This window comes from Acidovorax sp. LjRoot74, assembly GCF_964254355.1.
Taxonomy (GTDB): domain Bacteria; phylum Pseudomonadota; class Gammaproteobacteria; order Burkholderiales; family Burkholderiaceae_C; genus Acidovorax.
In genome coordinates this window covers 5,315,844-5,341,526 of record NZ_CAXUTI020000001.1, presented here as the reverse complement: position 1 = coordinate 5,341,526, position 25,683 = coordinate 5,315,844, and the positions used below count along the sequence as shown (strand labels likewise).

General features: G+C 66.6%; 23 protein-coding genes. 19 read left to right on the top strand and 4 right to left on the bottom strand.

Features of this window, described 5'->3' with window-relative positions:
- The first annotated feature begins 397 nt into the window (after window positions 1-397).
- The 3 genes from ACSQ3O_RS25355 to ACSQ3O_RS25345 all read left to right on the top strand — a co-directional run bounded on the left by ACSQ3O_RS25355 (window position 398) and on the right by ACSQ3O_RS25345 (window position 6,401).
- Window positions 398-3,964 carry a TonB-dependent receptor domain-containing protein gene (locus ACSQ3O_RS25355; protein ID WP_436140870.1) on the top strand — a complete coding sequence of 1,189 codons (3,567 nt, stop codon included), beginning with the start codon at window positions 398-400 and terminating at the stop codon, window positions 3,962-3,964.
- Window positions 3,936-5,948: a CHASE2 domain-containing protein gene (locus ACSQ3O_RS25350; RefSeq protein WP_436140869.1), complete on the top strand. Its 2,013-nt coding sequence runs from the start codon at window positions 3,936-3,938 to the stop codon at window positions 5,946-5,948. Before ACSQ3O_RS25355 ends, ACSQ3O_RS25350 begins: the two co-directional genes overlap by 29 nt.
- A 99-nt stretch (window positions 5,949-6,047) precedes the next feature.
- Window positions 6,048-6,401, top strand: a complete 354-nt coding sequence (locus tag ACSQ3O_RS25345; protein ID WP_436140868.1) for an HPF/RaiA family ribosome-associated protein — start codon at window positions 6,048-6,050, stop codon at window positions 6,399-6,401.
- Between the two features lie 174 nt (window positions 6,402-6,575).
- On the opposite strand, the gene ACSQ3O_RS25340 is transcribed toward ACSQ3O_RS25345, so the two are convergent.
- Window positions 6,576-7,541: a PDR/VanB family oxidoreductase gene (locus tag ACSQ3O_RS25340; RefSeq protein WP_436140867.1), complete on the bottom strand. Its 966-nt coding sequence runs from the start codon at window positions 7,539-7,541 to the stop codon at window positions 6,576-6,578.
- Window positions 7,538-8,590, bottom strand: coding sequence for an aromatic ring-hydroxylating dioxygenase subunit alpha (locus ACSQ3O_RS25335; protein WP_436140866.1), 1,053 nt, complete (start codon window positions 8,588-8,590; stop codon window positions 7,538-7,540). The genes ACSQ3O_RS25340 and ACSQ3O_RS25335 overlap by 4 nt, the downstream gene beginning before the upstream one ends.
- 267 nt (window positions 8,591-8,857) lie before the next feature.
- Between ACSQ3O_RS25335 and ACSQ3O_RS25330 the strand changes: the two genes are divergently transcribed.
- The 8 genes from ACSQ3O_RS25330 to ACSQ3O_RS25295 all read left to right on the top strand — a co-directional run bounded on the left by ACSQ3O_RS25330 (window position 8,858) and on the right by ACSQ3O_RS25295 (window position 16,642).
- Window positions 8,858-9,634, top strand: coding sequence for a GntR family transcriptional regulator (locus tag ACSQ3O_RS25330; RefSeq protein WP_436140865.1), 777 nt, complete (start codon window positions 8,858-8,860; stop codon window positions 9,632-9,634).
- A 147-nt stretch (window positions 9,635-9,781) separates the two neighbouring features.
- Window positions 9,782-10,966 (top strand): ABC transporter substrate-binding protein, encoded by a 1,185-nt coding sequence (locus ACSQ3O_RS25325; RefSeq protein WP_137749261.1) that lies wholly within the window; start codon window positions 9,782-9,784, stop codon window positions 10,964-10,966.
- 203 nt (window positions 10,967-11,169) lie between these two features.
- Entirely contained in the window at window positions 11,170-12,042 is an 873-nt protein-coding gene (locus ACSQ3O_RS25320) for a branched-chain amino acid ABC transporter permease (RefSeq protein WP_436140864.1), read from the top strand.
- A gap of 134 nt (window positions 12,043-12,176) precedes the next feature.
- Window positions 12,177-13,187 carry a branched-chain amino acid ABC transporter permease gene (locus ACSQ3O_RS25315; RefSeq protein ID WP_436140863.1) on the top strand — a complete coding sequence of 337 codons (1,011 nt, stop codon included), beginning with the start codon at window positions 12,177-12,179 and terminating at the stop codon, window positions 13,185-13,187.
- Between the two features lies 1 nt (window position 13,188).
- The gene (locus ACSQ3O_RS25310; RefSeq protein ID WP_436140862.1) at window positions 13,189-13,962 is read left to right on the top strand and encodes an ABC transporter ATP-binding protein; all 774 of its coding nucleotides are present in this window, start codon (window positions 13,189-13,191) and stop codon (window positions 13,960-13,962) included.
- A complete protein-coding gene (locus tag ACSQ3O_RS25305; protein WP_137749259.1) occupies window positions 13,955-14,686 on the top strand; it encodes an ABC transporter ATP-binding protein in 732 nt (243 codons plus the stop codon). Before ACSQ3O_RS25310 ends, ACSQ3O_RS25305 begins: the two co-directional genes overlap by 8 nt.
- 8 nt (window positions 14,687-14,694) lie before the next feature.
- A complete protein-coding gene (locus tag ACSQ3O_RS25300; protein WP_436140861.1) occupies window positions 14,695-15,675 on the top strand; it encodes a tripartite tricarboxylate transporter substrate binding protein in 981 nt (326 codons plus the stop codon).
- Between the two features lie 52 nt (window positions 15,676-15,727).
- A complete protein-coding gene (locus tag ACSQ3O_RS25295; RefSeq protein WP_436140860.1) occupies window positions 15,728-16,642 on the top strand; it encodes a DUF1932 domain-containing protein in 915 nt (304 codons plus the stop codon).
- A 125-nt stretch (window positions 16,643-16,767) separates the two neighbouring features.
- On the opposite strand, the gene ACSQ3O_RS25290 is transcribed toward ACSQ3O_RS25295, so the two are convergent.
- Window positions 16,768-17,733: a LysR substrate-binding domain-containing protein gene (locus ACSQ3O_RS25290; protein WP_436140859.1), complete on the bottom strand. Its 966-nt coding sequence runs from the start codon at window positions 17,731-17,733 to the stop codon at window positions 16,768-16,770.
- A gap of 163 nt (window positions 17,734-17,896) precedes the next feature.
- On the opposite strand from ACSQ3O_RS25290, the gene ACSQ3O_RS25285 reads away from it, so the two are divergent.
- From ACSQ3O_RS25285 to ACSQ3O_RS25250, 8 genes are all read left to right on the top strand, one after another.
- Complete coding sequence (locus ACSQ3O_RS25285; protein WP_436140858.1) at window positions 17,897-18,589, top strand: substrate-binding domain-containing protein; 693 nt, start codon at window positions 17,897-17,899, stop codon at window positions 18,587-18,589.
- Window positions 18,590-18,628: 39 nt separating this feature from the next.
- Window positions 18,629-19,663: an amidohydrolase family protein gene (locus ACSQ3O_RS25280; RefSeq protein WP_436140857.1), complete on the top strand. Its 1,035-nt coding sequence runs from the start codon at window positions 18,629-18,631 to the stop codon at window positions 19,661-19,663.
- A gap of 160 nt (window positions 19,664-19,823) precedes the next feature.
- Entirely contained in the window at window positions 19,824-20,507 is a 684-nt protein-coding gene (gene ligK, locus ACSQ3O_RS25275; RefSeq protein ID WP_298455120.1) for a 4-carboxy-4-hydroxy-2-oxoadipate aldolase/oxaloacetate decarboxylase, read from the top strand.
- Between the two features lie 90 nt (window positions 20,508-20,597).
- Window positions 20,598-21,605, top strand: a complete 1,008-nt coding sequence (locus ACSQ3O_RS25270; RefSeq protein ID WP_137749252.1) for a Bug family tripartite tricarboxylate transporter substrate binding protein — start codon at window positions 20,598-20,600, stop codon at window positions 21,603-21,605.
- 34 nt (window positions 21,606-21,639) lie between these two features.
- Window positions 21,640-22,569, top strand: a complete 930-nt coding sequence (locus ACSQ3O_RS25265; RefSeq protein ID WP_436140856.1) for an amidohydrolase family protein — start codon at window positions 21,640-21,642, stop codon at window positions 22,567-22,569.
- A gap of 4 nt (window positions 22,570-22,573) precedes the next feature.
- Entirely contained in the window at window positions 22,574-23,014 is a 441-nt protein-coding gene (ligA, locus tag ACSQ3O_RS25260) for a protocatechuate 4,5-dioxygenase subunit alpha (RefSeq protein WP_298455110.1), read from the top strand.
- A 2-nt stretch (window positions 23,015-23,016) separates the two neighbouring features.
- Entirely contained in the window at window positions 23,017-23,883 is an 867-nt protein-coding gene (locus ACSQ3O_RS25255; RefSeq protein WP_436140855.1) for a class III extradiol dioxygenase subunit beta, read from the top strand.
- A 24-nt stretch (window positions 23,884-23,907) separates the two neighbouring features.
- A complete protein-coding gene (locus tag ACSQ3O_RS25250) occupies window positions 23,908-24,861 on the top strand; it encodes a Gfo/Idh/MocA family oxidoreductase (RefSeq protein ID WP_298455104.1) in 954 nt (317 codons plus the stop codon).
- A 79-nt stretch (window positions 24,862-24,940) separates the two neighbouring features.
- Here the strand turns inward: ACSQ3O_RS25250 and ACSQ3O_RS25245 are convergent, their stop codons facing one another.
- The gene (locus ACSQ3O_RS25245; RefSeq protein WP_436140854.1) at window positions 24,941-25,540 is read right to left on the bottom strand and encodes an ATP-dependent Clp protease proteolytic subunit; all 600 of its coding nucleotides are present in this window, start codon (window positions 25,538-25,540) and stop codon (window positions 24,941-24,943) included.
- Window positions 25,541-25,683 lie beyond the last annotated feature (143 nt).

Sequence of the window (25,683 nt, the reverse complement as noted above, 5' to 3'; positions counted from 1 at the left end):
GAAACGCGCGGCAGAGGCCCCTGCGCCGAGGGGCGGGAGAGCAGGGCGCTCGCGATAATTTCTGTTTGCCGGGTGCTGAGAGCCTGTTCAAAGCCTTTTTGGAGATCGCATTGGAGTGCAATCGGGATGAGTGGAGGCTTCGGATGCGCCGCATGGGCTCATGCCCATGCAAGCTGCAGAGGCTTCCAATCGCCCGATTTCACTCCAACCCTTCGGGCCAGTGCCTTGCCGGGCGGTCTGCGGCGTTGCGGCGCTTGTGGATAGCCGGGCTATCCACTGCGCACCGCGCCTTGCATCCCATCCCGGCAAGGTACTTGTGCGACTCCAAAAAGGCTTTGAACAGGCTCTGAGGCCCCGGCGAAGTTGATGTGTTTCCCGCCTTCCGCGAAAGCCCCATATGCACCAAAAGAAAAACCGCCTGCCCGCCCTCACCACCCTCGCGGCACTGGCTGCCATGGCCTGGCCCCAGCTCGCCCAGGCTGTTGTGCCCCCCGGGGCCGCTGCCGAGATCGTGAGCCTGCAAGGCACGGGCGACCAGCGCGCCGCCGCTGCGACCGACTGGGGCCCCGCGCGCCTGGCACAGCCGCTGGCCACGGGCGACTTTGTGCGCACCCGCCAGGCGGCCCGCATGGCGCTGCTGTTTGCCGACGACACGCAACTGCGCCTGCACCAGAACACGGTGCTGCAGGTCAAGGGCGTGGCCACCCCGGCTCAGCCGGTGACCACCTTGCTGCTGAACGCGGGCCGAGCCTGGACCCAGACCAAACGCGCCGATGGCAGCCGCCTGAACCTGGAAACCCCCGCCGCCACGGCTGCGATCCGAGGCACGGACTGGGACATCAGCGTGGAGGACGATGGGCGCACGCTGATCACCGTGCTGTCGGGCACGGTGGAGTTTTCCAACGCGCAGGGCGCGGTGTCTGTGGGCGCCAACGAAGCCGCCGTGGCCGAGGTGGGCAAGGCTCCGGTCAAGCTGGTGCTGAGCCAGCCGCGCGACCGCATCCAGTGGGTGAATGCGCTGCGCGCCGACCCGCTGCCCCATCTGGCCGCTGAGCCTGTGCCCGACACCCTGGCTCCGGTGCGCGCCGCGCTTGCTGCCCGCGACCTGGCCGCTGCAAGCGCTACCCTGGCGCAGGCCCGCAGCCAGGGCGCGCCCGCGCCCTGGCTGGCTGTGATGGACTCTGCCATCGCCCTGCAGGCGGGCGACCTGCTGGCCGCCCGCGAGCAACTGGCCCGCCAGGTGGCGCTGCCCGCTGCGCCACTGCCCACCTGGCTCATGCAGTCCGATGTGCAGCTGGTCGAGGGCGAAGGCGCCGCAGCCGCCAACACCCTGCGCACGGCCCTGCAGCGCTGGCCCGGCCACCCCGCGCTGACGGCCCAGCTGGCCCGTGTGCTGATGCTCAGCGACCGCATGGAAGAGGCCAGTGCCGCGCTGGCCCCCGTGCAGGCCACGGCCCACGCCGAGGTGGCCATGGTGCGGGCCGAGCTGGCCCGGCGGCGGGGCGATGCGCCCGCCACGCTGGCCGCCTACGCCGAGGCCACGCAGCTGGCCGCTGGCGACGCGCGTGCCTGGCAGGGCCTGGGCAGTGCGCATGTGGAGCGCGAAGACCCGCGCCCCGCCCGCGACAACCTGCAGCGCGCGCTGGCGCTGTCCCCGCAGCAGCCCGGCGCCTGGGGGGAGCTGGGCACGCTGGAGACCTTTGTGAACCAGTTCACCGAAGCCGGGGCGGCCTTTTCCACAGCCCTGGGCGACAACCCGGCGGACTATGTGGCGCTCACCGGTCAGGGCCTGCTGCACCTCAAGCAGGGCCACCCGCAGGCCGCACTGGATGCGTTCTTGCGTGCGGGCGTCATGGAGCCGCGCTACGCCCGGGCCAAGACCTGGACGGCCGTGGCCTACTACCAGTTGGGCCGCCACCAGGATGCGCTGTCCACCCTGCACCAGGCGGTCGTGCTGGATGACAAAGACCCGGTGCCCCACATGCTGCTCGCGCAGATCCACACCGATCTGTTCCAGCCCGGCGAGGCGGTGGACGCCGCCCGCGCCGCCGTGGAGCGCATGCCCTACCTCAAGTCGCTCAACCAGGTCGCCAACGACCAGAAGGGCAGCGCCAACCTGGGTGCGTCGCTCGCCTTTTTTGGCATGGAAGACTGGGCGCTGGAGCTGGCGCAGCAGAGCTTTTATCCGTACTGGGGCGGCAGCCATCTGTTCATGGCGGACCGCTATGCGGGTGAGTTCAACAAGAACTCGGCGCTGTTCCAGGGCTTTCTGACCGACCCCATGGCGTTCGGTGCGAGCCAGCGGTATGCGTCGCTGCTGCAGCAGCCGGGGGCGCATGGGGCGGTGGGTGTGACGTGGGACCGCGACCTGTACCGCATGCGCGCCCCCGCCGTTACGCTCAACGGCATGAACAACACCCATGTGCCTGTGTCGTGGTTCTTCAAGGCCCAGTCGGCCCGCGCGAGCGAGTTTCCGTTTGATCTGCAGGTCAACAACGCACCCGCCGTGCGTGGGGGCTATGGCGATGTGCGTGCCCGTGCCGTCACCGTGGGGGCAGGCATGCAGCCCACCGAACGCATCAACCTGTTTGCCTATGTGAACCAGTTCGACATGCGCCTGGCCAGCCAGAACCTGTTCGAGACGGCCATGGACAACAAAAGCACCCAGGGCGCCGTGGGCCTGGCCTACCGCTGGGGGCCCACCGAGCAGACCTGGATCAAGCTCGGCCGCAGTATGGAGCACATCCTGCTGCAGCGTTACCCCACGCTGTACCTGGAGCCTCCGTTCATCAGCCTGATGGGCGTGAGCAGCCTGCCCCAGAAGCAGTTCAATGACCTGCAGCTTCGCCACACGGTGGACACCGCCCCCGGCAGCCGCTGGAGCGTGGCGCTGGAGCATGTGCGGGAGCGCCAGCACAACCTGATTGCGGGCGAGGCCGCCGTGGCGGCCGACATCCCGGGTGTGGGCACCTACCGCGACTCTCTTTTTGTGGGGGGCTACAACAACGTGGACCGCCGCTACACCGGCCTGACCCTGGCCACCACCCAGCGCCTGGACCCGGCCCTGAACCTGGACGCCACCCTGGGCCTGCAGCAGATCCGCCATCGGGTGGACGGCCTGACCCAAAGCTACCTGGTGAACCTGGACCACCTGAGCGAAGAGCAGGCGCGCCGCGCTGAGATGGAGCGTGTGGTCACGCCCCGCGTGGGCCTGGTGTGGCAGCCCGCTGCGGGCACCACGGTGCGCATGGCCTACCAGGACTGGCTGCGGCCACTCAGTGTGTCCACCCTCACCAGCGTGGAGACGGCGGGCATCCCGGTGGAAGACCGCCTGGTCGAAGCCGGTGGCCGCCACAAGCGTGTGGTGGCGCAGCTGGGCATGGAGCTGGGCAAGAGCACCTTTGTGAGCCTGCGGGCCGACCACCTGCGGGTGCGCAACCCGGGCACCGTGGGGGTGGACCTGCGCACGCCCAGCCTGCCGTTCCTCGAAGAAATGCGCAACGTGCAGATGGTCAACCTCTCGACCGCCGACCTGCTGGAAGACACGCCCAGCTTTGACTCCGGCACGCTCAAGACCCTGGGCGCGGGCGTCAACCACATGTTCAGCCGCCGCTGGTCGGCCTATGCCAAATACCTGTACCAGGGCAGCGAAAGCCGTAGCTACGACGCCGATGTGGCCGTGGGCCGCATCCCCTACATCCCGCGCCACACCGCCGTGCTGGGTGCTACCTGGGTCAGCCCGCAGCGCTTCTACGTCAGTGGCCGGGCGGTGTACCGGTCCGAGCGCTTTGAAGACGCGGAAAACCTCACGCGCATCGCACCCGGCTGGGGCGTGGACCTGATGGGCTACTGGGAGTCGCAGGACAAACACTGGGTGGTGGGGGTGGCCGCCATGAACCTGTGGGCACCCAAGTCCGACCGCCGCAAGACCCGCTATGTCCTGGACGCCCGCTACCGCTTCTGACCGGGCATCGCCCGCCACCTGGCGCAGCCAGCCGTGGTGGCCCCTGGCGGCCTGCCTGCTCGCGCTGCTGCTGGTGGGTGCCGCCACGTTCACGCGCACCTGGCATGCGCTGGAGTTCAAGACCTTTGACGTGCTCACCGCGCTGGCGGCGCCGCAGCGCAGCACGCTGCCGGTGGTGATCCTGGCGATTGACGAGCCCACCTTCCAGGAGCTGCAGCAGACCTGGCCTTTTCCGCGCAGCGTGCACGCGGCGCTGCTGCAGCGCCTGCATGCCGACGGCGCTGCCGCCGTGGGGTTCGATGTGGTGTTTGCCGAGCCCTCCACCGAGGCCGAAGACGCGGCCCTGGACAGCGCCATTGCCCTAGCGGGCCCGGTGGTGCTGGCCGCCGAGCGCGAAAAGATCGACAGCAGCAACGCCGCGCTCTGGCTCGATGTGCTGCCGCTGCAGCGGTTTCTGGATGCGGGCGCCGACGCGGGCGATGCCGGGGTGGAGCCGGATGACGACTTTGTGGTGCGCCGGGCCCCGGTGGCGCGCGAGAGTTTTGCGCTGCGGCTGGCCCAGCGTGCGGCCGAGGCGCGCGGCCAGCAGCGGCCCGCGCTGCGCCACTTCGACTGGATCGGCTACCGGGGCGCGCGCGGCACGTTCGACACCCGCTCGTACTACCAGGCGCTGGAGCCGGGGCTGCTGCCCGCGGGCTTTTTCAAGAACAAGATCGTGCTGGTGGGGCGCTCAACGCGCACGGCCACCGAGCTGACGCGGCGGCAGGCTGACTTGTTCAACTCGCCGTTTGGCACGGCGGGCGGCGAGCGCCTGTTCCCCGGTGTGGAGCTGCAGGCCACGCTGGTGGACAACTACCTCACGGGCGGGGGGCTGCGCAGTGTGCACGAGGGCTGGACGCTGGCCCTGGTGCTGCTTGTGTTGCCAGTGCTGCTGTGGGGCAACCGCAGGCTGCCCTTGGCCGGTGCGGCGGCGCTGGCGGCCACGCTGGTGGGGGCCATCGCGCTGGGTTCGTGGTGGCTGTTTGCGCGGTTTCAGCTGTGGTGGCCGCCGCTGTTGCCAGCGGCCGCAGCGGTGGCCATCTATGGTGCGGCGGCGCTGGCGGGCTATGCCGCCGTGCGCCAGCGCGCGCGCCAGACGCGCGCGATGTTTGCGCAGTATGTGCCACCCGCTGTGGTGGAGCGCCTCATTGCGCACCCCGAGCTGATGCGCCTGGGTGGCGAGTCGCGCGAGGTCACGCTCATGTTCACCGACCTGGCCAGCTTCACCACGCTGTCCGAGCAGCTCAGCGCCGACCAGACGGTGGAAGTGCTCACCGCCTACTTCAACGCGATGACGCCCATCGTGCACGCCACAGGCGGCACCCTGGACAAGTTCATCGGCGACGCGGTGATGGCCTTCTGGGGGGCGCCGCTGGACGACCCGCAGCATGCCGAACACGCCGTGGCCGCCGCCGTCGCCATGCAGCAGGCCATGCAGGCGCTGGTGGCCGGCCTGGCTGCGCGCGGGCTGCCGCCCATCCACATGCGTATTGGCCTGCACACGGGGCGCGTGGTGGTGGGCAACGTGGGCTCGGAGCAGCGCTTTTCGTACACCGCGATTGGCGACGCGGTGAACCTGGCTGCTCGGCTGGAGGGCGCCAACAAGGCGTTTGGCACCGGCATCCTGCTGTCGGCCGCTACGGCAGCGCAGCTGCCGCCCACGGTGGCGCTGCGCGCGCTGGACGACGTGATCGTCAAGGGCAAGACCGAGCCTGTGCGGGTGTTCACACCCTGTGACGATGCCACGGTGCGCGAGGCCAGCAGCGCCGCGCTGGCCGCCTTCCATGCGCGCGACTGGCACGGCGCCGAGGCGCAGCTGGCGCGGGTGCTGGAGCGGCTGCCCGGCGACCTGGCCGCCACCCGCCTGCTGGCGCGCGTGGCCGAGGCGCGGGCGCTGCCCCCTGATGCGCCCTGGCAACCTGCTGTGTCGCTCGACAAGCTCTAGATTGGACGAATCCAACATCCTTTGACATGTGTTTACCGGGGGTATGGACGCCGGTGCCATCATGGGGCCTTCGCAACTTCATCAGGAAGGACCCTCCCCATGCAAGTACAAGTCAACACCGATGACCACATCCACGGCGGCGATTCACTGGCCCGCTGGATCACGGACGAATGCAAGAGCCGGCTGTCGCGTTTTCAGGACCATGTGACGCGGCTGGAGGTGTTCCTAAGCGATCTGGACGCGGGCAAGTCCGGCGCCAATGACAAGCGCTGCCGCATCGAGGCGCGCGTCACCGGCCGCCAGCCTGTCACCGTGACCGACGAGGCCGACAAGATGGCCAATGCCTTCATCGGCGCGGCCGACAAGCTGGCCCGTGCCCTCGACACCGACCTGGGCCGCGTGAAGGACCGCAACGGCCGGGAGACCATCCGCGCAGCAACCTCTGAAGAGTGAATCCAAGGAAAAAAAGGCCGCCTGCGCGCGATAGATAAGCCTTTTAAGCTATCAAAATAGGAGTATTTCGCAGCGCCCGGCGCCCCGCCTGCCTGCTTCCTTGCTTGAGCAGGCCGGGCGCCACCAGGCTTTTTGGGCGCCCATCGGGCCCTCACCAGGCCCCGGTGGGGCGCCTTACAGATCCAGCACCAGCAGCTTGCTGCGTGCGCGCGAGCAGCAGGGCATGAACTGCTCGTTGGCCGCCTTCTCCTCATCGGTCAGGTACATGTCGCGATGGTCCACCTCGCCCCCCAGCACGCGCGTGAGGCAAGTGCCACACACCCCTTGCTCGCAGGACGTGAGGATGTCGATGCCCTCCTTGCGCAGTGCCTCCACCACCGACACATCGGCCGCAATGGGATAGACCTTGCCGGTGCTGGCAATGCGCACCTCAAAGCCCTGGTCGCCCGAGGTGTCCTGCGCAGGCGCGCCAAAGTATTCGAGGTGGATGTGGTCCTGCGCCCAGCCCATGGCCTTGGCGGTGCTCACCACATGGTCGATGAAGCCTGCGGGGCCACACACATACAGGCGCTTGTCGGGGCCCGGGGCTGCCAGCACGGCCGCCAGGTCCAGCTTCTGCTCGGGCGCACCCGCATCGAAGTGGAAGTGCGTGTGGGGCGCCATGGCCGATGCAGCGATCTCGGCTGCAAACGCCGTGCGCTCCACCGATCGGGTGCAGTAGTGCAGCGCAAATTCGGCGCCCGTGCGGGCCAGCCGGTCGGCCATGCAGAGCAAGGGCGTCACGCCAATGCCGCCCGCCAGCAGCACGGTGCGCTGCGCGGGGTGCAGCACAAAGTGGTTGCGCGGCGTGCTGATGGTGATCAGGTCGCCCGCGTGCACGCTGTCGTGCATGGCCACCGAGCCGCCGCGCGATGCGGCGTCGCGCAGCACGGCGATGCGATAGCGGTGCGACTCGTGCGAGGCATTGCACAGCGAGTACTGGCGCACCAGCCCGCCAGGAAGGTGCACGTCGATGTGCGAGCCCGCGCTGAAGGGGGGCAGCGCCGCGCCGTCCACGCGCGCCAGCTCAAAGCTGGTGATGCCGTCGGCCTCAGCCCGCTTCTGGACAACGCGGACCTGCAGGGTTTCCTGCGCGGTCATGCGGCCACCGCCTGGGCTGCAGGGGCCTGCTCGGCCGCCAGGATGCGGTCCAGGATCTTGCGCGATTGCACGCCCCCCGCGTCGATGTTGAGCATGAGCAGCTTGCGGTCTGGGTAGCGCAGCAGGTTTTGCTGCTGTTGTTCCAGCATGTCCTGGTCTTCGGCAAAGATGTTGCCCTGGCCCTCGCGGATCTGGGTGGTGAGCGAAGGGTCCTGCGGCTTGAAGTTGCGCGCCATGCCCCAGAAGTAGTGGATCGAGGTTTCCGTCTCAGGCGTGATGAAGTCCACCACGATGCTCGACGCCTTCTTGTCGGCCGGGGCGTTGTAGCCGCCATGGCCCGCCAGCGCCACGCCCACCTCTATCAGCACATGGCTGGGGGGCGTGAAGTGGCAGATTTGCCAGCGGTCCACCGGCTGGTCGTCGGGCAGGCCGTTCATGCGCAGCGCCATCTTCCAGAACGGCGGGGCCTCGATGCCTTCCATGAAGCGGCTGGTGATGACCTCGTCGCCCTCCACGCGGGTCTTGCAGGGCACCTCGTCAATTTCCTTCTGGCCGATGCTGGTGGAGTGCACATAGGTTTCGTGCGTCAGGTCCATCAGGTTGTCGATCATCAGGCGGTAGTCGCAGGCAATGTGGTACAGCCCGCCGCCGTAGGCCCACTCGGGGTTGTTGGCCCAGGGCAGGTGGTGGATGGTGGCGGGGTCGGCCTTGTCGGCGTCACCGGGCCACACCCAGATGAAGCCGTAACGCTCCACCACCGGAAAGCTGCGCGCCTTGGGGAACCCTTGCACGCGCTGGCCGGGCATGGAGACCGACTTGCCCGTGCATTCCACCCGCAGGCCGTGGTAGCCGCACTGCAGGTGGCCCTCGCACACCGTGCCCAGCGACAGCGGGGCGCCACGGTGCGGGCAGAAGTCGTCCAGCGCGGCGACCTGGTCGGGCGCGGGGCGGTAGAACACGATCTTCTCGCCGCAGATGGTGCGGCCCAGGGGCTTCTCGGCGATCTCGTCGGGCGTGCAGGCTACGTACCAGGCGTTCTTGGGATACATGGTTGTCTCTCTCCGTGGGTGGGTGGTGTTGTGGCGGGCTTGGTATACAGCCCACTCGCAATTTGCTGGCTGGGTGCCGTGATTGTGCGAAAAAGGTGATTTTCTGTATACATAAGAAAGGCGTAAAACAGCTATTTCAATCTTGTATATCTCGTAAGCTGTTGTTTTGTAATGGATCGATATGCTTTGGGGTGGATGCTGCAATGGTTTATGTATACATTCTGGTGGCTGAACTTCACCCGCTAGCCGCCATAGCCCCTTGCCACCATGAATCTTCCCGACCCCCTGACCATTGCTCCGTCGGCCGATGCCACCGAGGCGGGTGCCTCGCAGGCCGTCAAGGCGCAGCTGCGCCTGCGCGAGATGATCCTGGCGGGCGAGCTGCCCGGCGGCGCCCGCATTGCCGAGCTGACCCTCGTCGAGAAGCTGGGGGTGTCGCGCACGCCCATCCGTGCCGCGCTCATGCGGCTGGAGCAGGAGGGCCTGCTGCACCGGCTGCCCGGCGGTGGCTACGCCGTGCGCACGTTCTCTGAAACCGATGTGGCCGACGCCATTGAGCTGCGCGGCACCATGGAAGGTCTGGCCGCCCGCCTGGCAGCCGAGCGGGGCGTGGCCCCCGCGCTGCTGGCCGAGGCCCACGCCTGCCTCGACGCCATCGACGCCACGCTGGCCCCCTCCACGCTGGATGACGAGGGTTTCTCGCGCTATGTGGAGCTGAATGCGCGGTTCCACCTGCTGCTCAGCCGCATGGTGGGCAGCGACGTGGTGGCGCGCGAGCTGGACCGCGTCAAGGGCCTGCCGTTTGCGTCGCCCTCGGCGTTTGTGGTGGTGCAGACCCATTCGGCCCAGGCACGCGACATGCTGGTGGTGGCACAAGACCAGCACCGCCAGGCGCTGGACGCCATCGAGCGGCGCGAAGGCGCGCGGGCCGAGGCCATCCTGCGCGAGCACTCGCGCATCACCCGGCGCAACCTGCTGGCGGCGGTGCAGGCGTCGCAGGTGCAGGGCTTGCCCGGTGTACAGCTGATCCGCGAGCGGGCATAACGGCGGTCGCACGCCGGTGCGCATGGGGTTGGGTTATTGCATTTGGTGATACCTGAATGCTTGAATTTGCGCTTGTGAAATAACCGACCCCACGCCAAACTCCCGCCAGCATTTTCTGTATACAACGACTTTCCACAGGAGACAACGATGCAAAAACGCCACCTTCTTCGTGCCTCGGCCGCTGCCGCCATTGCGCTCTCCACCGGCCTGGCCGTGCTGCCCGCCGTGGCGCAAGACAATGTGTTCAAGATCGGCCTGGTCCTGCCCATGACCGGCCAGCAAGCCACCACCGGCCGCCAGATCGAAGCCGCAGCGCGCCTGTACATGGCCCAGAACGGCGACACCGTGGCCGGCAAGAAGGTGCAGCTCATCATCAAGGACGACACCAGCCTGCCCGACGTGACGCGCCGCCTGGCCCAGGAGCTGGTCGTCAACGAAAAGGTCAACGTGCTGGCCGGCATGGGCATCACGCCCTCGGCCATGGCCACCGCCCCCCTGGCTACGCAGTCCAAGACGCCCCTGGTGGTGATGGCCGCTGCCACCTCCAGCATCACCGAGGCATCGCCCTATGTGGTGCGCACCAGCTTCACGCTGCCGCAGGTGTCTGTGGCCTTGGCCGACTGGGCGCCCAAGAATGGCATCAAGAAGGTCGTGACCTTGGTGAGCGACTACGGCCCCGGCATCGATGCAGAAAAGTATTTCAACCAGCGCCTCACCTTCAACGGTGGCCAGGTGACCGAATCGCTGCGCGTGCCGCTGCGCAACCCCGACTTCGCCCCCTTCCTGCAGAAGGTGCGTGACGCCAAGCCCGATGCGCTGTTCGTCTTTGTGCCTTCGGGTGCGGGCGCTGCGGTGATGAAGCAGTTCCTGGAGCGCGGCATGGACAAGGCCGGCATCAAGCTCATCGGTACCGGCGACGTGACGGACGACGATCAACTGAACGACATGGGCGACGGCGCGCTGGGCGTGGTCACCTCGCACCACTACTCGGCCGCGCACCCCTCGCCCATGAACAAGAAGTTTGTGGAAGCTTTCGAGAAGGCCAACAAGGGCCTGCGCCCCAACTTCATGGCCGTGGGTGGCTATGACGGCATGCGCGTGATTTATGAAGCGCTCAAGACCACCAAGGGTGCCGGCGGCGGCGACGCCCTGCTGGCCGCCATGAAGGGCCAGATCTTCGAGAGCCCACGCGGCAAGGTGTTCATCGATGCGCAGACCCGCGACATCGTGCAGGACGTGTACCTGCGCAAGGTGGAGCGTGTGAACGGCCAGCTGTACAACGTGGAATTCGACGTGATCAAGGATGTCAAGGATCCCGGCAAGACGAAATAAGAAGCCCCCCTGAGCCGCTGCGCGGCTTCCCCCCAGGGGGACGCCGCCCCTGCCGCGGGGCGGCCCTTGCACGGCGGCACTGGCCTTGGGCGCGCCAGTTTTTAAGGGCGGGGCTTTCTCTCGATCTGTTTGGGCTGAGCCTGTAGAAGCCGATGCCCTGCTCGCGTACCGCCTCCCTTCTTCGTCTTCAATGAAGTGATTTCATGCTGACCATTCTTTTCGACGGCGTTGCCTACGGCATGCTGCTGTTCATCCTGGCAGTCGGCTTGGCCGTGACCATGGGGCTGATGAACTTCATCAACCTGGCGCACGGGGCCTTTGCCATGGCCGGGGGCTATATCACCGTGCTGCTGATGCAGCGGCTGGATGTGCCCTTTCTGATCTGCCTGCCGCTCGCGTTCGTGGGCACGGCACTGCTGGGGGGCGTGCTGGAGCGCACGCTGTACCGCCCGCTGTACCACAAGGCCCACCTGGACCAGGTGCTGTTTTCCATCGGCCTGGTGTTCATGGCTGTGGCCAGTGTGGACTACTTTGTGGGCTCGACGCAGCAGATCATGCAGCTGCCCGAATGGCTCAAGGGCCGCACCGAAATCGGCAGCGGTGCCCTCATGCTGGGCATGGGCCACTACCGCCTGTTCATCATTGCGGTGTGCGCTGCGCTCACCGTGGGCCTGCAATATGTGCTCACCAAAACCCGCTTCGGTAGCCGCCTGCGCGCCAGTGTGGACGACCAGCGCGTGGCTGCGGGCATGGGCATCAACGTGAACATCGTGTTCCTCTCCACCTTCGCTTTTGGCTCCGGCCTGGCGGGCCTGGGCGGCGCGCTGGGGGCGGAAGTGCTGGGGCTCGATCCGAGCTTTCCGCTCAAGTTCATGATTTACTTTTTGATCGTGGTGGCCGTGGGCGGCACCTCGTCCATCACCGGCCCGCTGCTGGCCGCCTTGCTGCTCGGCATTGCCGACGTGGCGGGCAAGTACTACATCCCCAAGCTGGGCGCCTTCATCGTGTACAGCCTCATGATCCTGATCCTCATCTGGCGCCCGCAGGGCCTCTTCGTGCGCAAGGGGGGCAAATAGATGAAGCACCCCCTGAGCCGCTTCGCGTCTTCACCCCTCTCTCGCTGCGCGGGAGGGGGACGCACCCGGTGGCCTGGCAAAGCCAGTTCCACGGGTGCGCTGGCGTATTCGCCCTCTTCGTCGGATTCTGAACAATGAGCCCCGCAACCCCATCCTCCACCACAGAGTCTTTGCTGCGCGTGCGCCGCTTTCGCTGGTGGGAGCCCGTGCTGTGGCTGCTGGCCTTTGCCGCGCCGCTCGCGTTGCCCAGCCATGCGCTCATCATCAACGAGATCGCCATCGTGGCGCTGTTCGCGATTTCGCTGGATCTCATCCTGGGCTACACCGGCATCGTCTCGCTGGGCCACGCAGCCTTCTTTGGCCTGGGCGGCTACGCGGCCGCGCTGTTTGCCAAGCATGTGATGCCCGACCCGCTGGTGGGCCTGGCCGTGGGCATTGGTGCGGCCACGGTGCTGGGGGCGGTGGCGTCGCTCACCATCATGCGCGGCACCGACCTCACGCGCCTCATGGTCACGCTGGGCGTAGGCCTGGTGATGCTGGAACTGGCCAACAAGCTCGACTGGCTGACCGGCGGTGCCGACGGCCTGCAGGGCGTGATGATGGGCCCGGTGCTCGGCAAGTTCGAATTTGACCTGTATGGCCGTACGGCCGCGTGGTATTCGCTCACCGTGCTGTTGGTGTTCTTTCTGCTCGCGCGCCGCATCGTGCAGTCGCCCTTTGGTGCCACGCTCAAAGCCATCCGCGACAACCGGCTGCGCGCCATGGCCATTGGCATCCCGGTCACGGCCAAGCTAGCGCAGGTGTACACGCTGGCCGCGGCGCTGGCCGGGGCTGCAGGCGCGCTGCTCACGCAGACCACGGGTTTTGCATCACTCGATTTGTTCGAGTTCCACCGCTCGGCCGACGTGATGCTGATTCTTGTGATCGGCGGCGTGGGCTGGCTGTATGGCGGCATCCTCGGTGCCATCGGTTTCAAGCTACTGCAGGACGTGATCTCGTCCATCACGCCCCAGTACTGGACCTTCTGGGTCGGCCTGTTCCTGGTGGTGCTGGTGCTGGTGGGGCGCGACCGCCTGTTCCGCCCCTGGACCTGGTTTGGCGCGGGCCGCAAGGCTGGGGCTGCCTCCAACGCGGGAGGCCACTGAAATGAACACCACCACCTCCAACACCGTGTTGTCGGCGCAAGGCCTGGTCAAGCGTTTTGGCGGCATCACGGCCACCAATAACGTCACGCTGAACCTTCAAAAGGGCGCACGCCATGCGCTCATCGGCCCCAACGGCGCGGGCAAGACCACGCTCATCAACCTGCTGACCGGCGTGCTGGAGCCCACCGAAGGCTCCATCACGCTCGAAGGCCAGGACATCACACGCCTGGCGCCACACCAGCGCGTGCAGCGCGGCATGGTGCGCACCTTCCAGATCAACCAGTTGTTCGACACGCTCACGCCGCTGGAGACACTGGCGCTCACCGTGTCGCAGCACCAGGGCCTGGGGGGCAAGTGGTGGCAGCCGCTGGGCGCGCGCAAAGCGGTCAATGAGCGCTGCGAACAGTTGCTGGAGCAGTTTCACCTCACGTCCGTGATGGCCGAGGAAACCCGCGTGCTGGCCTACGGCAAGCGCCGCTTGCTGGAGATAGCGATTGCGCTGGCCTGCGAGCCGCGCGTGCTGCTGCTCGACGAACCCGTGGCCGGGGTGCCCGCCGGCGAGCGCGAAGAACTGCTGCAAACCGTAGCGGCCCTGCCCGCCGATGTCTCGGTGTTGTTGATCGAACACGATATGGACCTGGTTTTCAGCTTTGCCAACCGCATGACGGTGCTGGTCAACGGCACCGTGCTCACCGAGGGCGACCCGGACACGATTGCGAACGACCCGCAGGTGAAGGCCGTGTACCTGGGCCATGGGGAGGACGCCCATGTCTAAGACCGAGCTACTGCGCATTGAAGGCCTGAGCGCGGGCTACGGCGAAGCCGTGGTGCTGCAAGGCATTTCGCTGGCCCTGCCCGAAGGTGACACGCTGGCCCTGCTGGGCCGCAACGGCACCGGCAAGACCACGCTCATCAACACCCTGGCGGGCGCCACACGCCAGCACGCGGGCACGGTGAGCCTGGGTGGTGTGGCCCTGCACAAGCTGCCGCCGCATGAGCGCGCGGCGGCCGGCATCGGCTGGGTGCCGCAAGAGCGCAACATCTTCAAGTCGCTCACGGTGCACGAGAACCTCACGGCCGTGGCGCGCCCGGGCCGCAAAGGCTCCACCGCACGGCCGTGGACGCCCGAGCGTGTGTACGAAATGTTCCCGCGCCTGGCCGAGCGCAAGACCAACCTGGGCACGCAGCTGTCGGGCGGCGAGCAGCAGATGCTGGCCGTGGGCCGTGCGCTGGTGCTCAACCCGCGCCTGCTGCTGCTCGACGAGCCGCTGGAAGGCCTGGCACCCATCATCGTGGAGGAGCTGCTGCGCGCCATCCGCCGCATCACGCGCGAAGAGGGTCTGTCGGCCATCATCGTGGAGCAGCACCCGCAGGCCATCCTGGCCATTTCGGACCATGCCGCCGTGCTGGACCGGGGCACCGTGGTGCACACCGGCAGCGCGGTCGAACTGAGCGCCCAGCCCGAGCTGCTGGACCGCCTGCTGGGCGTGGCACGGTAGCGCGCACCATGGGCAGCGCCGTGCACCGCAGAACCCTCCTGGCATGGCTGGCAGCGTCGTTCGGCGGTGCAGCCAGCGCGCAGGCCGCTTTTCCCTCACGCCTGCTGCGCATCGTCGTGCCCAATGCGGCAGGCGGCGCGGCCGACATCACGGCGCGCACGGTGGGTCAGAAGATCGCGGGCCCGCTGGGGCAAAGCGTGGTCATTGAGAACAAGCCCAGCGCAGGCGGCGTGGTGGCGGGAGACCTGGTGGCGCGGGCTGAGCCCGACGGCCACACGCTGCTGCTGGTGAGCAGCGGCACGGCGGTGAGTGCGGCGCTGTTCCAGTCGCTGCCGTTCGACACGCTCAAGGACTTTGCGCCCGTCTCCCTGCTGGCCACGTTCGACCTGGCCGTGGTGGTGAAAGAGGGCGGGCGTTTTGCCACCCTGGCCGAGCTGCTGGCCTACGGCCGCGCGCACCCCGGCAAGCTCAACATCGGCACGCCGCAGATCGGCACCACACAGAACCTGGCGGCCGAGCTGTTCAAGGTGACGGCGGGCATCGATGCGCAGGTGGTGCCCTTCAACGGCACGCCGCCAGTCATCACGGCGCTGCGGGGCGGCGAGATCGACGTAATGGTCGACATCCTGGGCGGCCTCATGCCGCAGATCGGCTCCAAGGCCCTGCGGCCGCTGGCCGTGATGGGCGCGCAGCGAGCGCCGCAGCTGCCCGATGTGCCCACGGTGCGCGAGAGCGGCGGGCCTCTTGGGGGCTTCAACGTCACGTCGTGGAACGGCCTGGCCGTGCCTGCCAAGACGCCCCCGGCCGTGGTGGAGCGCCTCTCGCGCGAGGTGCAAGCCGCGCTGGCCCGGCCCGACGTCAAAAAGCGCCTGCTAGAGCTGAATCTGAATGCCCAGGGCAGCACCCCTGCGCAGCTGGGCGAGCACCTGGCCGCCGATGTGCGCCGCTGGAGCGACGTGATCGCCAAGGCCAAGATCGCGCGCCAGTGAGCGCTGCCGCTGCTGATCGCTGGCGGTGGTGAAAGGCGGAAAGGACCATCGAATGAACATCACACACATCGGCCTCGTGGGCTATGGCGAGGTGGGCAAGATCTTCAGCGCAGGCTTGCGCGTGCAGCCCGGCGTGGCTTCCGTCGCCGCCTGGGACCTGAAGCTGGCCGAACCCGCGCACCGCGACGCCCTGCAGAAGCACGCCGCGCAGGCGGGTGTGGTGGCGGTGGATGCGATGCAGGCGCTGTGTGCGCGCTGCGACTGCATCATCTCGGCGGTCACCGCGTCGAACACGCTGGCCGTGGCGCAGGAGGCTGCGCAGCACATCCGCCCCGGCACCGTGTTCCTGGACCTCAACTCCGCATCACCCGGCACCAAGCAGCAAGCGGCGGGGCTCATCGAGGCGCGGGGTGCGCACTATGTCGAGGCGGGTGTCATGACCTCCGTGCCGCCCTACGGCATCCGTGTGCCCATGCTGCTGGGCGGCGCGCAGGCTGCCGCACTGGCGGCTTTGCTGACCGGCTGGGGCATGGATGCCCAACCCGTGAGCGAGCAACTGGGCGTGGCCAGCGCCATCAAGATGTGCCGCAGCATCATGATCAAAGGGCTGGAGGCGTTGGTGATCGAGAGCTACACCACCGCCCGTCACTACGGCGTGGAAGACCATGTGCTGCCCACGCTGGCCGAGACCTTCCCGTCCATCGACTGGCACGAACAAGGCCGCTACTTTTTCAGCCGCGTGGTGCAACACGGCCAGCGCCGCGCCGAAGAGATGCGCGAGTCCGCCCACACGGTGCACGAGGCCAACATGGAGCCTCTGATGGCCTCGGCCATCGCCGCCAAGCAGCAGTGGGTGGCCGACTTGGCCCGCGAAGGCGTGTTTCAAGGCCTGCCCAAGGACGCACGCTGGCAGGACTATGCGGACCGTTTGTTGGAAAGCTTGTCATCCCCAGCTGCTGGGGACTGACGCCTCGTCCCCTTTGATTCGTCTCTGCTCCATGCAACTGGCGCGGCCTAGCACCAGGGACGCCGAGCAAGGGCCGCCCCGCAGCGAGGGCGTCGTCCCCCTGGAGGGGGAAGGCGCGTAGCGCCTCAGGGGGGGCTTCTGTACAACGCTTGCAGGGTGCTGCGAATCAACTCCGCCATCGCCTGCTGCGTGAGCGTGGCCGGGCGTTGCGAGCTCACCGCCATGAACAGCTTGCTGCGCAGGCGCGTGTTGCCGCCCGCCTCCGCGTCATCACCTTCGCTGCCCGCACCGTGTATGGGCCGGGTGCTGAACACCTCTGGCTTGCCCGACGTGGTGACCGCATTCATGGGCAGCACCGCACAGCCCGCGCCATCGGCCACCAGGTCCAGGATGGCGGCCACGCCGTCGATCTCCAGGCTGATCTGCGGGCGCTTGCCACGCGCGGCCAGCTCCGATTCCACCAGCATCCGGATGGAGTTGGGACGCGTGGGGATCACCAGCGGAAATCGCGGCAGCTCGTCCAGCGGCAGGGGCGTGCGGGCCAGGGCATCAGCCTCTGCCTCGCTCTGGCCGGGGGCGCGGCGCTGCACCAGGAACAGGTCCTCCTCCAATAGCGCCGTGGTCTCGATGCCCGGCGCGGGCGTGGTGTTGTAGAGCAGCGCAATGTCCAGCAGCCCGGTGGTCAGCGATTCGCGCATGGCCACCGACAGGCCCTCGCTGATGGCCAGCGCCGCGTCCGGCATCTTCACGCGGAACGCGCGGGTCAGCGGTACCGTCAGCACCTTGGCAATGCTGGGCGGCAGGCCAATCGCCACGCGCCCGGCCAGCGCACCGCGCACGCGGCCCAGCTCCTCCCGTGCGCGCTCCACCTGGTGCAGGATGCCGCGCCCGTGCTCCAGCAGCAGCTTGCCCGCCTCGGTGGGCGTGGCGCCCCGGCCGTTGCGCACCAGCAGGTTCTGGCGCAGCTCCACCTCCAGCAGGCGCACCTGGCGGCTCAGGGCGGGCTGGGCAATGTCCAGCACCACCGAGGCGCGGGTGAAGCTGCCCAGCTCGGCCACGCGTACGAAGTATTCGATCTGCTTGAGGTCCATGGGCAAGGCTCTCTGCTATAGCTGTAGGTCAACGATCACGGAATGATATATCTGGTAGTGCCGGTGCCGCCTTCATGTTTGGGCCGCCGCTGCCCACAATCAGCGGCATGTATACAACTGCACGCACCGCCTGGGCCACCCGCAGCCCGGCAGGAGACAACGCATGACGCAGCCCGTGATCCGAGGCATTTCTTCCATGGCCACGCGCCAGGTGTTGGCCGATCTGGTGGCCGGGTTTGCGCAGCAGTCGGGCACGCAGGCCGCCATCGAATCGGTGGGCGGTGTGGACGCCGCCAAGCGCGTGGCGGCTGGTGAGGCATTCGATGTCGTCATCCTTGCGTCCGATGCCATCGACAAGCTTTTGGCTACGGGCCACTTGGTGCCTGGCAGCAAGGTGGACTGGGTGCACTCTGGCGTGGCCGTGGCCGTGCCTGCGGGCGCGCCGCTGCCCGACCTGTCGAGCGAAGATGCCGTGCGCGCTGCCGTGCTGGCCGCGCCCAGCATCAGCCTGTCTACCGGCCCTAGCGGCGTGGCGCTGAGCAAACTGTTTGAGCGCTGGGGCATTGCCGAGCAGATTGCGCCACGCATGGTGCAAGCGCCCCCTGGCGTGCCCGTGGGCTCGCTGGTGGCCAAGGGCGAGGTGGCGCTGGGCTTTCAGCAACTGAGCGAGCTGCTGCATGTGCAGGGCCTCCAGATCGCGGGCCCGCTGCCACCGGCCATCCAGATCACCACCACGTTTTCCGCAGGCGTTGGCGTGCATTCGCAGCAGGTGGATGCGGCGCGCTCGCTGCTGGCCTACCTGGCATCTCCCACTGCCGCCGAAGCCAAGCAAAAGCAAGGCATGGAACCCGCCTGACCAACCATCACAAGAACACCTTCCAGGAGCACCCAAAAAATGAGCCTCATCATCGACTGCCACGGCCACTACACCACGGCCCCCAAGGCGCTGGAGAACTGGCGCAATGCGCAGATCGCCGGTATCAAAGACCCCGCAGCCATGCCCAAAGTGGCCGACCTGCACATCAGCGACGACGAGCTGCGCGAGTCCATCGAGACCAACCAGCTCAAGCTGATGAAAGAGCGCGGCAGCGACATCACGCTGTTCAGCCCCCGCGCCAGCTTCATGGCCCACCACATTGGCGATTTCAATGTGTCCAGCACCTGGGCGGCCATCTGCAACGAACTCTGCTATCGCGTCTCCACGCTGTTCCCCGACCACTTCGTGCCCGTGGCCATGCTGCCGCAAAGCCCCGGCGTGGATCCCGCCACCTGCATCCCCGAGCTGGAAAAGTGCGTGCACGAATACGGCGCGGTGGGCATCAACCTGAACCCTGATCCTTCTGGCGGCCACTGGACCAGCCCCCCGCTCACCGACAAGCACTGGTACCCCATCTACGAAAAGATGGTGGAGTACGACCTGCCCGCCATGATCCACGTGAGCACCAGCTGCAACGCCTGCTTTCACACCACGGGCGCGCACTACCTCAATGCCGACACCACGGCCTTCATGCAGCTCATCCAGGGCGATCTGTTCAAGGACTTCCCCACACTCAAGTTTTTGATCCCGCACGGCGGCGGCGCGGTGCCCTACCACTGGGGCCGCTTCCGTGGGCTGGCGCAAGAGATGAAGAAGCCCCTGCTCGACGAGCACCTGATGAACAACGTCTACTTCGACACCTGCGTGTATCACCAGCCGGGCATCGACCTGCTGAACACCGTGATCCCGGTGAAGAACGTGCTGTTCGCCAGCGAGATGATCGGCGCGGTGCGTGGCATCGACCCCACCACTGGCAACTACTACGACGACACCAAGCGTTACATCGAGGCCTCCACCATCCTGAGCGCCGATGACAAGCACCAGATCTACGAAGCCAACACGCGCCGCGTGTTCTCGCGCCTCGACACCCGCCTGAAGGCCAAGGGGCTTTGATCCCCCGAAACCGTTCACGCTGAGCCTGTCGAAGCGCCTCGCAAGGCTTCGACCCTTCGACAAGCTCAGGACAGGCAGGCTCAGCCCGAACGGTCGGGGTGCATCGAATGTTGTTCGCTCCAGGCCCTCACATCACCCAATCCACCGAAGAGAAATCACCATGTACGAACTAGGCGTTGTCTACCGCAACATCACCCGCGCCGACCGCGCAGCCGCCGATGGCCTGGCTGCTTTGGGCTCGGCCACCGTGCACGAGGCCATGGGCCGCGTGGGCCTGCTCAAGCCTTACATGCGCCCCATCCAAAGCGGCGTGCAGGTCAGCGGCACGGCCGTCACCGTGCTGCTGCACCCGGGAGACAACTGGATGATGCACGTGGTGGCCGAACAGATCCAGCCCGGCGACATCGTGGTGGCTGCCATCACGGCCGAGTGCACCGATGGCTACTTTGGCGACCTGCTGGCCACGTCCTTCCAGGCGCGTGGCGCACGGGCGCTCATCATCGACGCCGGGGTGCGCGATGTGAAGACGCTCAACGAAATGAACTTCCCGGTGTGGAGCAAGTGCATCTCCAGCAAGGGCTGCATCAAGGCCACCATCGGCTCGGTCAACATCCCGGTGGTGTGCGCAGGCATGCTCGTCTCGCCCGGCGATGTGATCGTGGCGGACGACGATGGCATCGTGTGCGTGCCCGCCGCCCGCGCCGTGCAGACGCTGGAAGCCGCGCAAAAGCGCGAGAGCTTTGAAGGCGAAAAGCGCGCCAAGCTCGCCAGCGGCGTGCTGGGCCTCGATATGTACAAGATGCGCGAGCCGCTGGCGGCTGCGGGGCTCAAGTACATCGACTGAATCCAATTTTCACAAGCTTTTTTGGCCAGTTGCGCGCGTCCATCATGCGCTGACAGCTATCAATTTTGATTTTTCTTTGTTCCTGAAGCGATGATTTCTTCTGCCCGTTCTTCTTTCCGACTCCGCCGCACGCTGACCCTGGCACTGGGCGTGGCCGCCGTGGCAGGCGCGCTGGTGCAACCCGCAGCCGCACAGCAGTTCCCCACCAAGCAAGTGCGCATCATCAGCCCCTTCCCTGTGGGCGGCGGCCCCGATGGCGTGGCCCGCCTGGTGGCTGACAAGCTCTCGCGCGCCTGGGGCACAGGCGTCATCGTGGAGAACCGCCCCGGCGGCAATGGCTTCATCGCCATCGACGCCTGGAAGCGCGGCGCCAAGGACGGCCACGACCTGCTCATCCTGGACAACGTGCACCTGGCGGCCTACCCCAGCCTGTTCAAGAAGCTTCCCTACGACCCCGTCAAGGACTTCGACACCCTGCTGCCGCTGTTCAAGACGCACTTCTTCTTCACCGTGGGCACGGGCAGCAAGTACAAGACGGTGGGCGACATCGTGGCCGACGCAAAAGCGCGCCCCGGCAAGCTCAACTATGGCAGCTGGTCCGTTGGCAACCCGGTGCACCTGGGCTCGGAGCTGTTCGAGTCCGCCACCGGCACGCAGATGGAGCATGTGATCTTCAAGGAGACCACGCAGCTCTACACCTCGGTGTCCACCGGCGAGATCGACTTTGCGCTGGGCAGCGCTGCCACCGCAGGCCCTCTGTACCGGGCGGGCAAACTGCGCCTGGTCGCGTTTGCCGGGCCCCAGCGCTCGGCCGAGTTCCCCGACGTGCCCACCGTGGCCGAATCGGGTGGCCCCAAGGACTTTGCCGTGACCGGCTGGAACGCCATCGCAGTGCCACCTGGCCTGCCCGCCGCCGTGGCCGACAAGATCCGCAAGGACATCGAACAGGCCCTGACCGGCCCCGAAGTGGCCGAGAAGTTCAAGACCTTTGGCTACGAGCAGTTCCCCACCACGCGCGCGCAGTTCAACCAGTTCGTCAAGGACGAGAGCCAGCGTTTTGGCGACGTGATCCGCAAGGCCAACGTCTCGCTCGACTGATCTGCGAGCCTGTAAGAAACCAAGGAGTACGCGCATGAGCGAATTCATAAAAACCCCTGGCTGGCTCGACTGGTACTCGGGTCCGAGCAAACCCCGCTTCCAGGTGCCTGCGGGCGCGGTGGACGCGCACTGCCACGTGTTCGGCCCGGGCGCAGAGTTTCCCTACGCGCCCGAGCGCAAGTACACCCCCTGCGACGCCAGCAAGCACCAGCTGTACGCGCTGCGCGACCACCTGGGCTTTGCGCGCAACGTGGTCGTGCAGGCCACCTGCCACGGTGCGGACAACCGCGCCATGGTCGATGCGCTGGTGCACTCCGGCGGCAAGGCGCGTGGCGTGGCCACCGTCAAGCGTTCGGTCACCGACCAGGAGCTGCAGGCCATGCACGACGCTGGTGTGCGCGGCGTGCGCTTCAACTTCGTCAAGCGCCTGGTGGACTTCACGCCCAAGGACGAGCTGATGGAGATTGCCGCGCGCATCGCCAAGCTCGGCTGGCATGTGGTGATCTACTTCGAGGCGGTGGACCTGCCCGAACTGTGGGACTTCTTCACTGCCCTGCCCACCACCGTGGTGGTGGACCACATGGGTCGCCCGGATGTGAACAAACCTGTGGACGGTCCCGAGTTCGAGCTGTTCCTCAAATTCATGCGCCAGCACCCCAATGTGTGGAGCAAGGTGAGCTGCCCCGAGCGCCTCTCCGTGACCGGCCCCAAGGCGTTGAATGGCGAACAGAACGCATACCAGGACGTCGTGCCCTTTGCCCGCAAGGTGGTTGCAGAATTCCCCGATCGCGTGCTGTGGGGCACCGACTGGCCTCACCCCAACCTCAAGGACCATATGCCCGATGATGGCCTGCTGGTGGACTTCATCCCGCACATCGCGCCCACGGCCGAGCTGCAGCACAAGCTGCTGGTGGACAACCCCATGCGCCTCTACTGGCCCGAAGAAGTGACAAAGAAAGGCTGATGCCATGCCACTCGACAAACCCTACCTGGACGTGCCTGGCACGACCATCTTCGACGCCGAGCAAAGCCGCAAGGGCTACTGGCTCAACCAGTTCTGCATGAGCCTGATGAAGGCCGAGAACCGCGCGCGCTTCAAGGCCGATGAACGCGTCTACCTGGATGAATGGGCGATGACCGAAGAGCAGAAGCAGGCTGTGCTGGCGCGCGACCTGAACTGGTGCATTCGCCTGGGCGGCAACATCTACTTTCTGGCCAAGATCGGCTCCACCGATGGCAAGAGCTTTCAGCAGATGGCAGGCAGCATGACCGGCATGACCGAAGAGGAATACCGCAACATGATGATCAATGGTGGCCGGTCGGCCAACGGCAACCGCGTGATTGGCGAAGACGGCGACGCGCAGGCGCACCGCCAGCCCCAGGGCAGCGCGGGCAAGAAAGGACTTTGACGATGGCCAGAATCACCGCCTCCGTGTTCACATCGCATGTACCTGCCATTGGCGCGGCCATGGACCTGGGCAAGACCCACGAAGACTATTGGAAGCCCGTGTTCGCGGGCTACGAGTTTGGCAAGCAATGGGTCAAGGACAACAAGCCCGATGTGATCTTCCTGGTCTACAACGACCACGCGACCGCCTTCAGCCTGGACCTGATCCCCACCTTCGCCATCGGCACCGCCGCCGACTACGAAGTGGCCGACGAAGGCTTTGGCCCGCGCCCCGTGCCCAAGGTCATCGGCCATCCGGACCTGGCCGCGCACATTGCGCAGTCGGTCATCCAGCAGGACTTTGACCTCACCATCGTCAACAAGATGGCCGTGGACCACGGCTTGACTGTGCCCCTGTCGCTGATGTTTGGCGAGCAGGACCCCGTGAAGGGCGCATGGCCCTGCCCGGTGATCCCGTTTGCCGTTAACGTGGTGCAGTACCCCGTGCCCAGCGGCCGCCGCTGCTACAACCTGGGCCAGGCGATCCGCAAGGCGGTGGAGAGCTACGACGAAGACATCAACGTGCACATCTGGGGCACGGGTGGCATGAGCCACCAGCTGCAGGGCCCGCGCGCGGGGCTCATCAACAAGGAGTTCGATAACGCCTTCCTCGACAAGCTCATCAACGACCCCGAGGCCGCCGCCAGCATCCCCCACATTGACTACGTGCGCGAGGCGGGCAGCGAAGGCATCGAGCTGGTGATGTGGCTCATCGCGCGGGGTGCGATGGCGGATGTGGCCGGCGGCAAGCCGCCGAAGCTGGCGCACCGCTTCTACCATGTGCCCGCGTCCAACACCGCCGTGGGCCACCTGATTCTTGAGAACACGTAAAAAACACGCCAAAGGACACACACCATGACCATCAAAGTCGCACTCGCAGGCGCTGGCGCCTTCGGCATCAAGCACCTGGACGGCATCAAGAACATCGACGGCGTTGAAGTCGTCTCCCTCATCAGCCGCGACCTGGCCAAGACCCAGGAAGTGGCCGACAAGTACGGCATCAAACACGTCACTACCGACCTGGCCGACAGCCTGGCTATCAAGGAAGTGGACGCCGTGATCCTGTGCACGCCTACGCAGATGCACGCCAGCCAGTCCATCGCCTGCCTGGAAGCGGGCAAGCATGTGCAGGTCGAGATCCCGCTGTGCGACATCCTGGCCGATGGCGAGAAGGTCGTCGCCCTGCAAAAGCAGACCGGCCTGGTCGCCATGTGCGGACACACCCGCCGCTTCAATCCCAGCCACCAGTACGTGCACAAGAAGATCACCGCAGGCGAGTTCAACATCCAGCAGATGGATGTGCAGACCTACTTCTTCCGCCGCACCAACATGAACGCGCTGGGCCAGGCCCGCAGCTGGACGGACCACCTGCTGTGGCACCACGCTGCCCACACGGTGGACCTCTTCGCCTACCAGGCGGGCAGCCCCATCGTCAAAGCCAACGCCATCCAGGGCCCCATCCACAAGGACCTGGGCATTGCCATGGACATGAGCATCCAGCTGCAGGCGGCCAACGGCGCGATCTGCACGCTGAGCCTGAGCTTCAACAACGACGGCCCGCTGGGCACCTTCTTCCGCTACATCGGCGACACCGCCACCTACATCGCCCGCTACGACGATCTGGTGAACGGCAAGGAAGAGAAGATCGACGTGAGCAAGGTCGATGTGTCGATGAACGGCATCGAGCTACAGGACCGCGAGTTCTTCGCCGCCATCAAGGAGGGCCGTGAGCCCAACGCCAGCGTGGCGCAGGTGCTGCCTTGCTACCAGGTGCTACACAACCTGGAGCTGCAGCTCAACGCGGGTTGATTTCAAGCCAAAAAAGCCGTTTCCGCGCGACCATCAAGCGCTGATGGCTATCTATTTGATAGTAAATGGCGGCACAGCCTCATCCCTTGAGTGCCGCTTTGTTCTCGATGATGCGTGAGACCAGGCCGTAGTCCACGGCCTCCTCGGCCGACATCCAGCGGTCCCGCTCGATGTCGGCCAGCACCACCTCCAGCGGTTTGCCCGTCTGCCGGGCAATGGTGCCCGCAATCCGCTCACGCGCTTTCACCATCTCGCGCGCCTGAATGGCGATGTCGCTGGCCGGGCCACCCGCGCCCCCGCTGGGCTGGTGGATCAGAAAGCGCGTGTTGGGCAGGCAGAACCGCCGCTCGCGCGGTGCCGCCAGGTACAGGTGCGTGGCGGCACTGCCCACCCAGCCGGTACCGATCATGTTCACCGGCGCAGCGATAAAGCGCACCAGGTCGTGGATTGTGTCGCCTGACTCCAGGTGCCCGCCGGGCGAACTCACCAGCATGTCGATGGGCTCGGCGCTCTCGGCATCCAGCGCAATCAGCCGCCGCGCCACATCGGCGGCCAGCGTGTCGGTGATGGTGCCGAAGACGAGCAGAGTGCGGGCCTTGAAGGCCTTTTCTTCCAGGTACGACGTGCGCGGTTCGGCGCCTGGGGCGGAGGATGGGGTGTGGGTGTCTGGCGTGTCCATGGGGCCAAGTCCTTGAAAAGAGTGACAGGACTGCCTTGACGAACGAGACACGCCGGGCGTGACATGGCCGTGCGCCTGTGCGTTCAGGAATGCCCTGCGTGGCGGACCCCCGGTGCGGCGCCAGGGCGGTTTGGCTTTTGCGT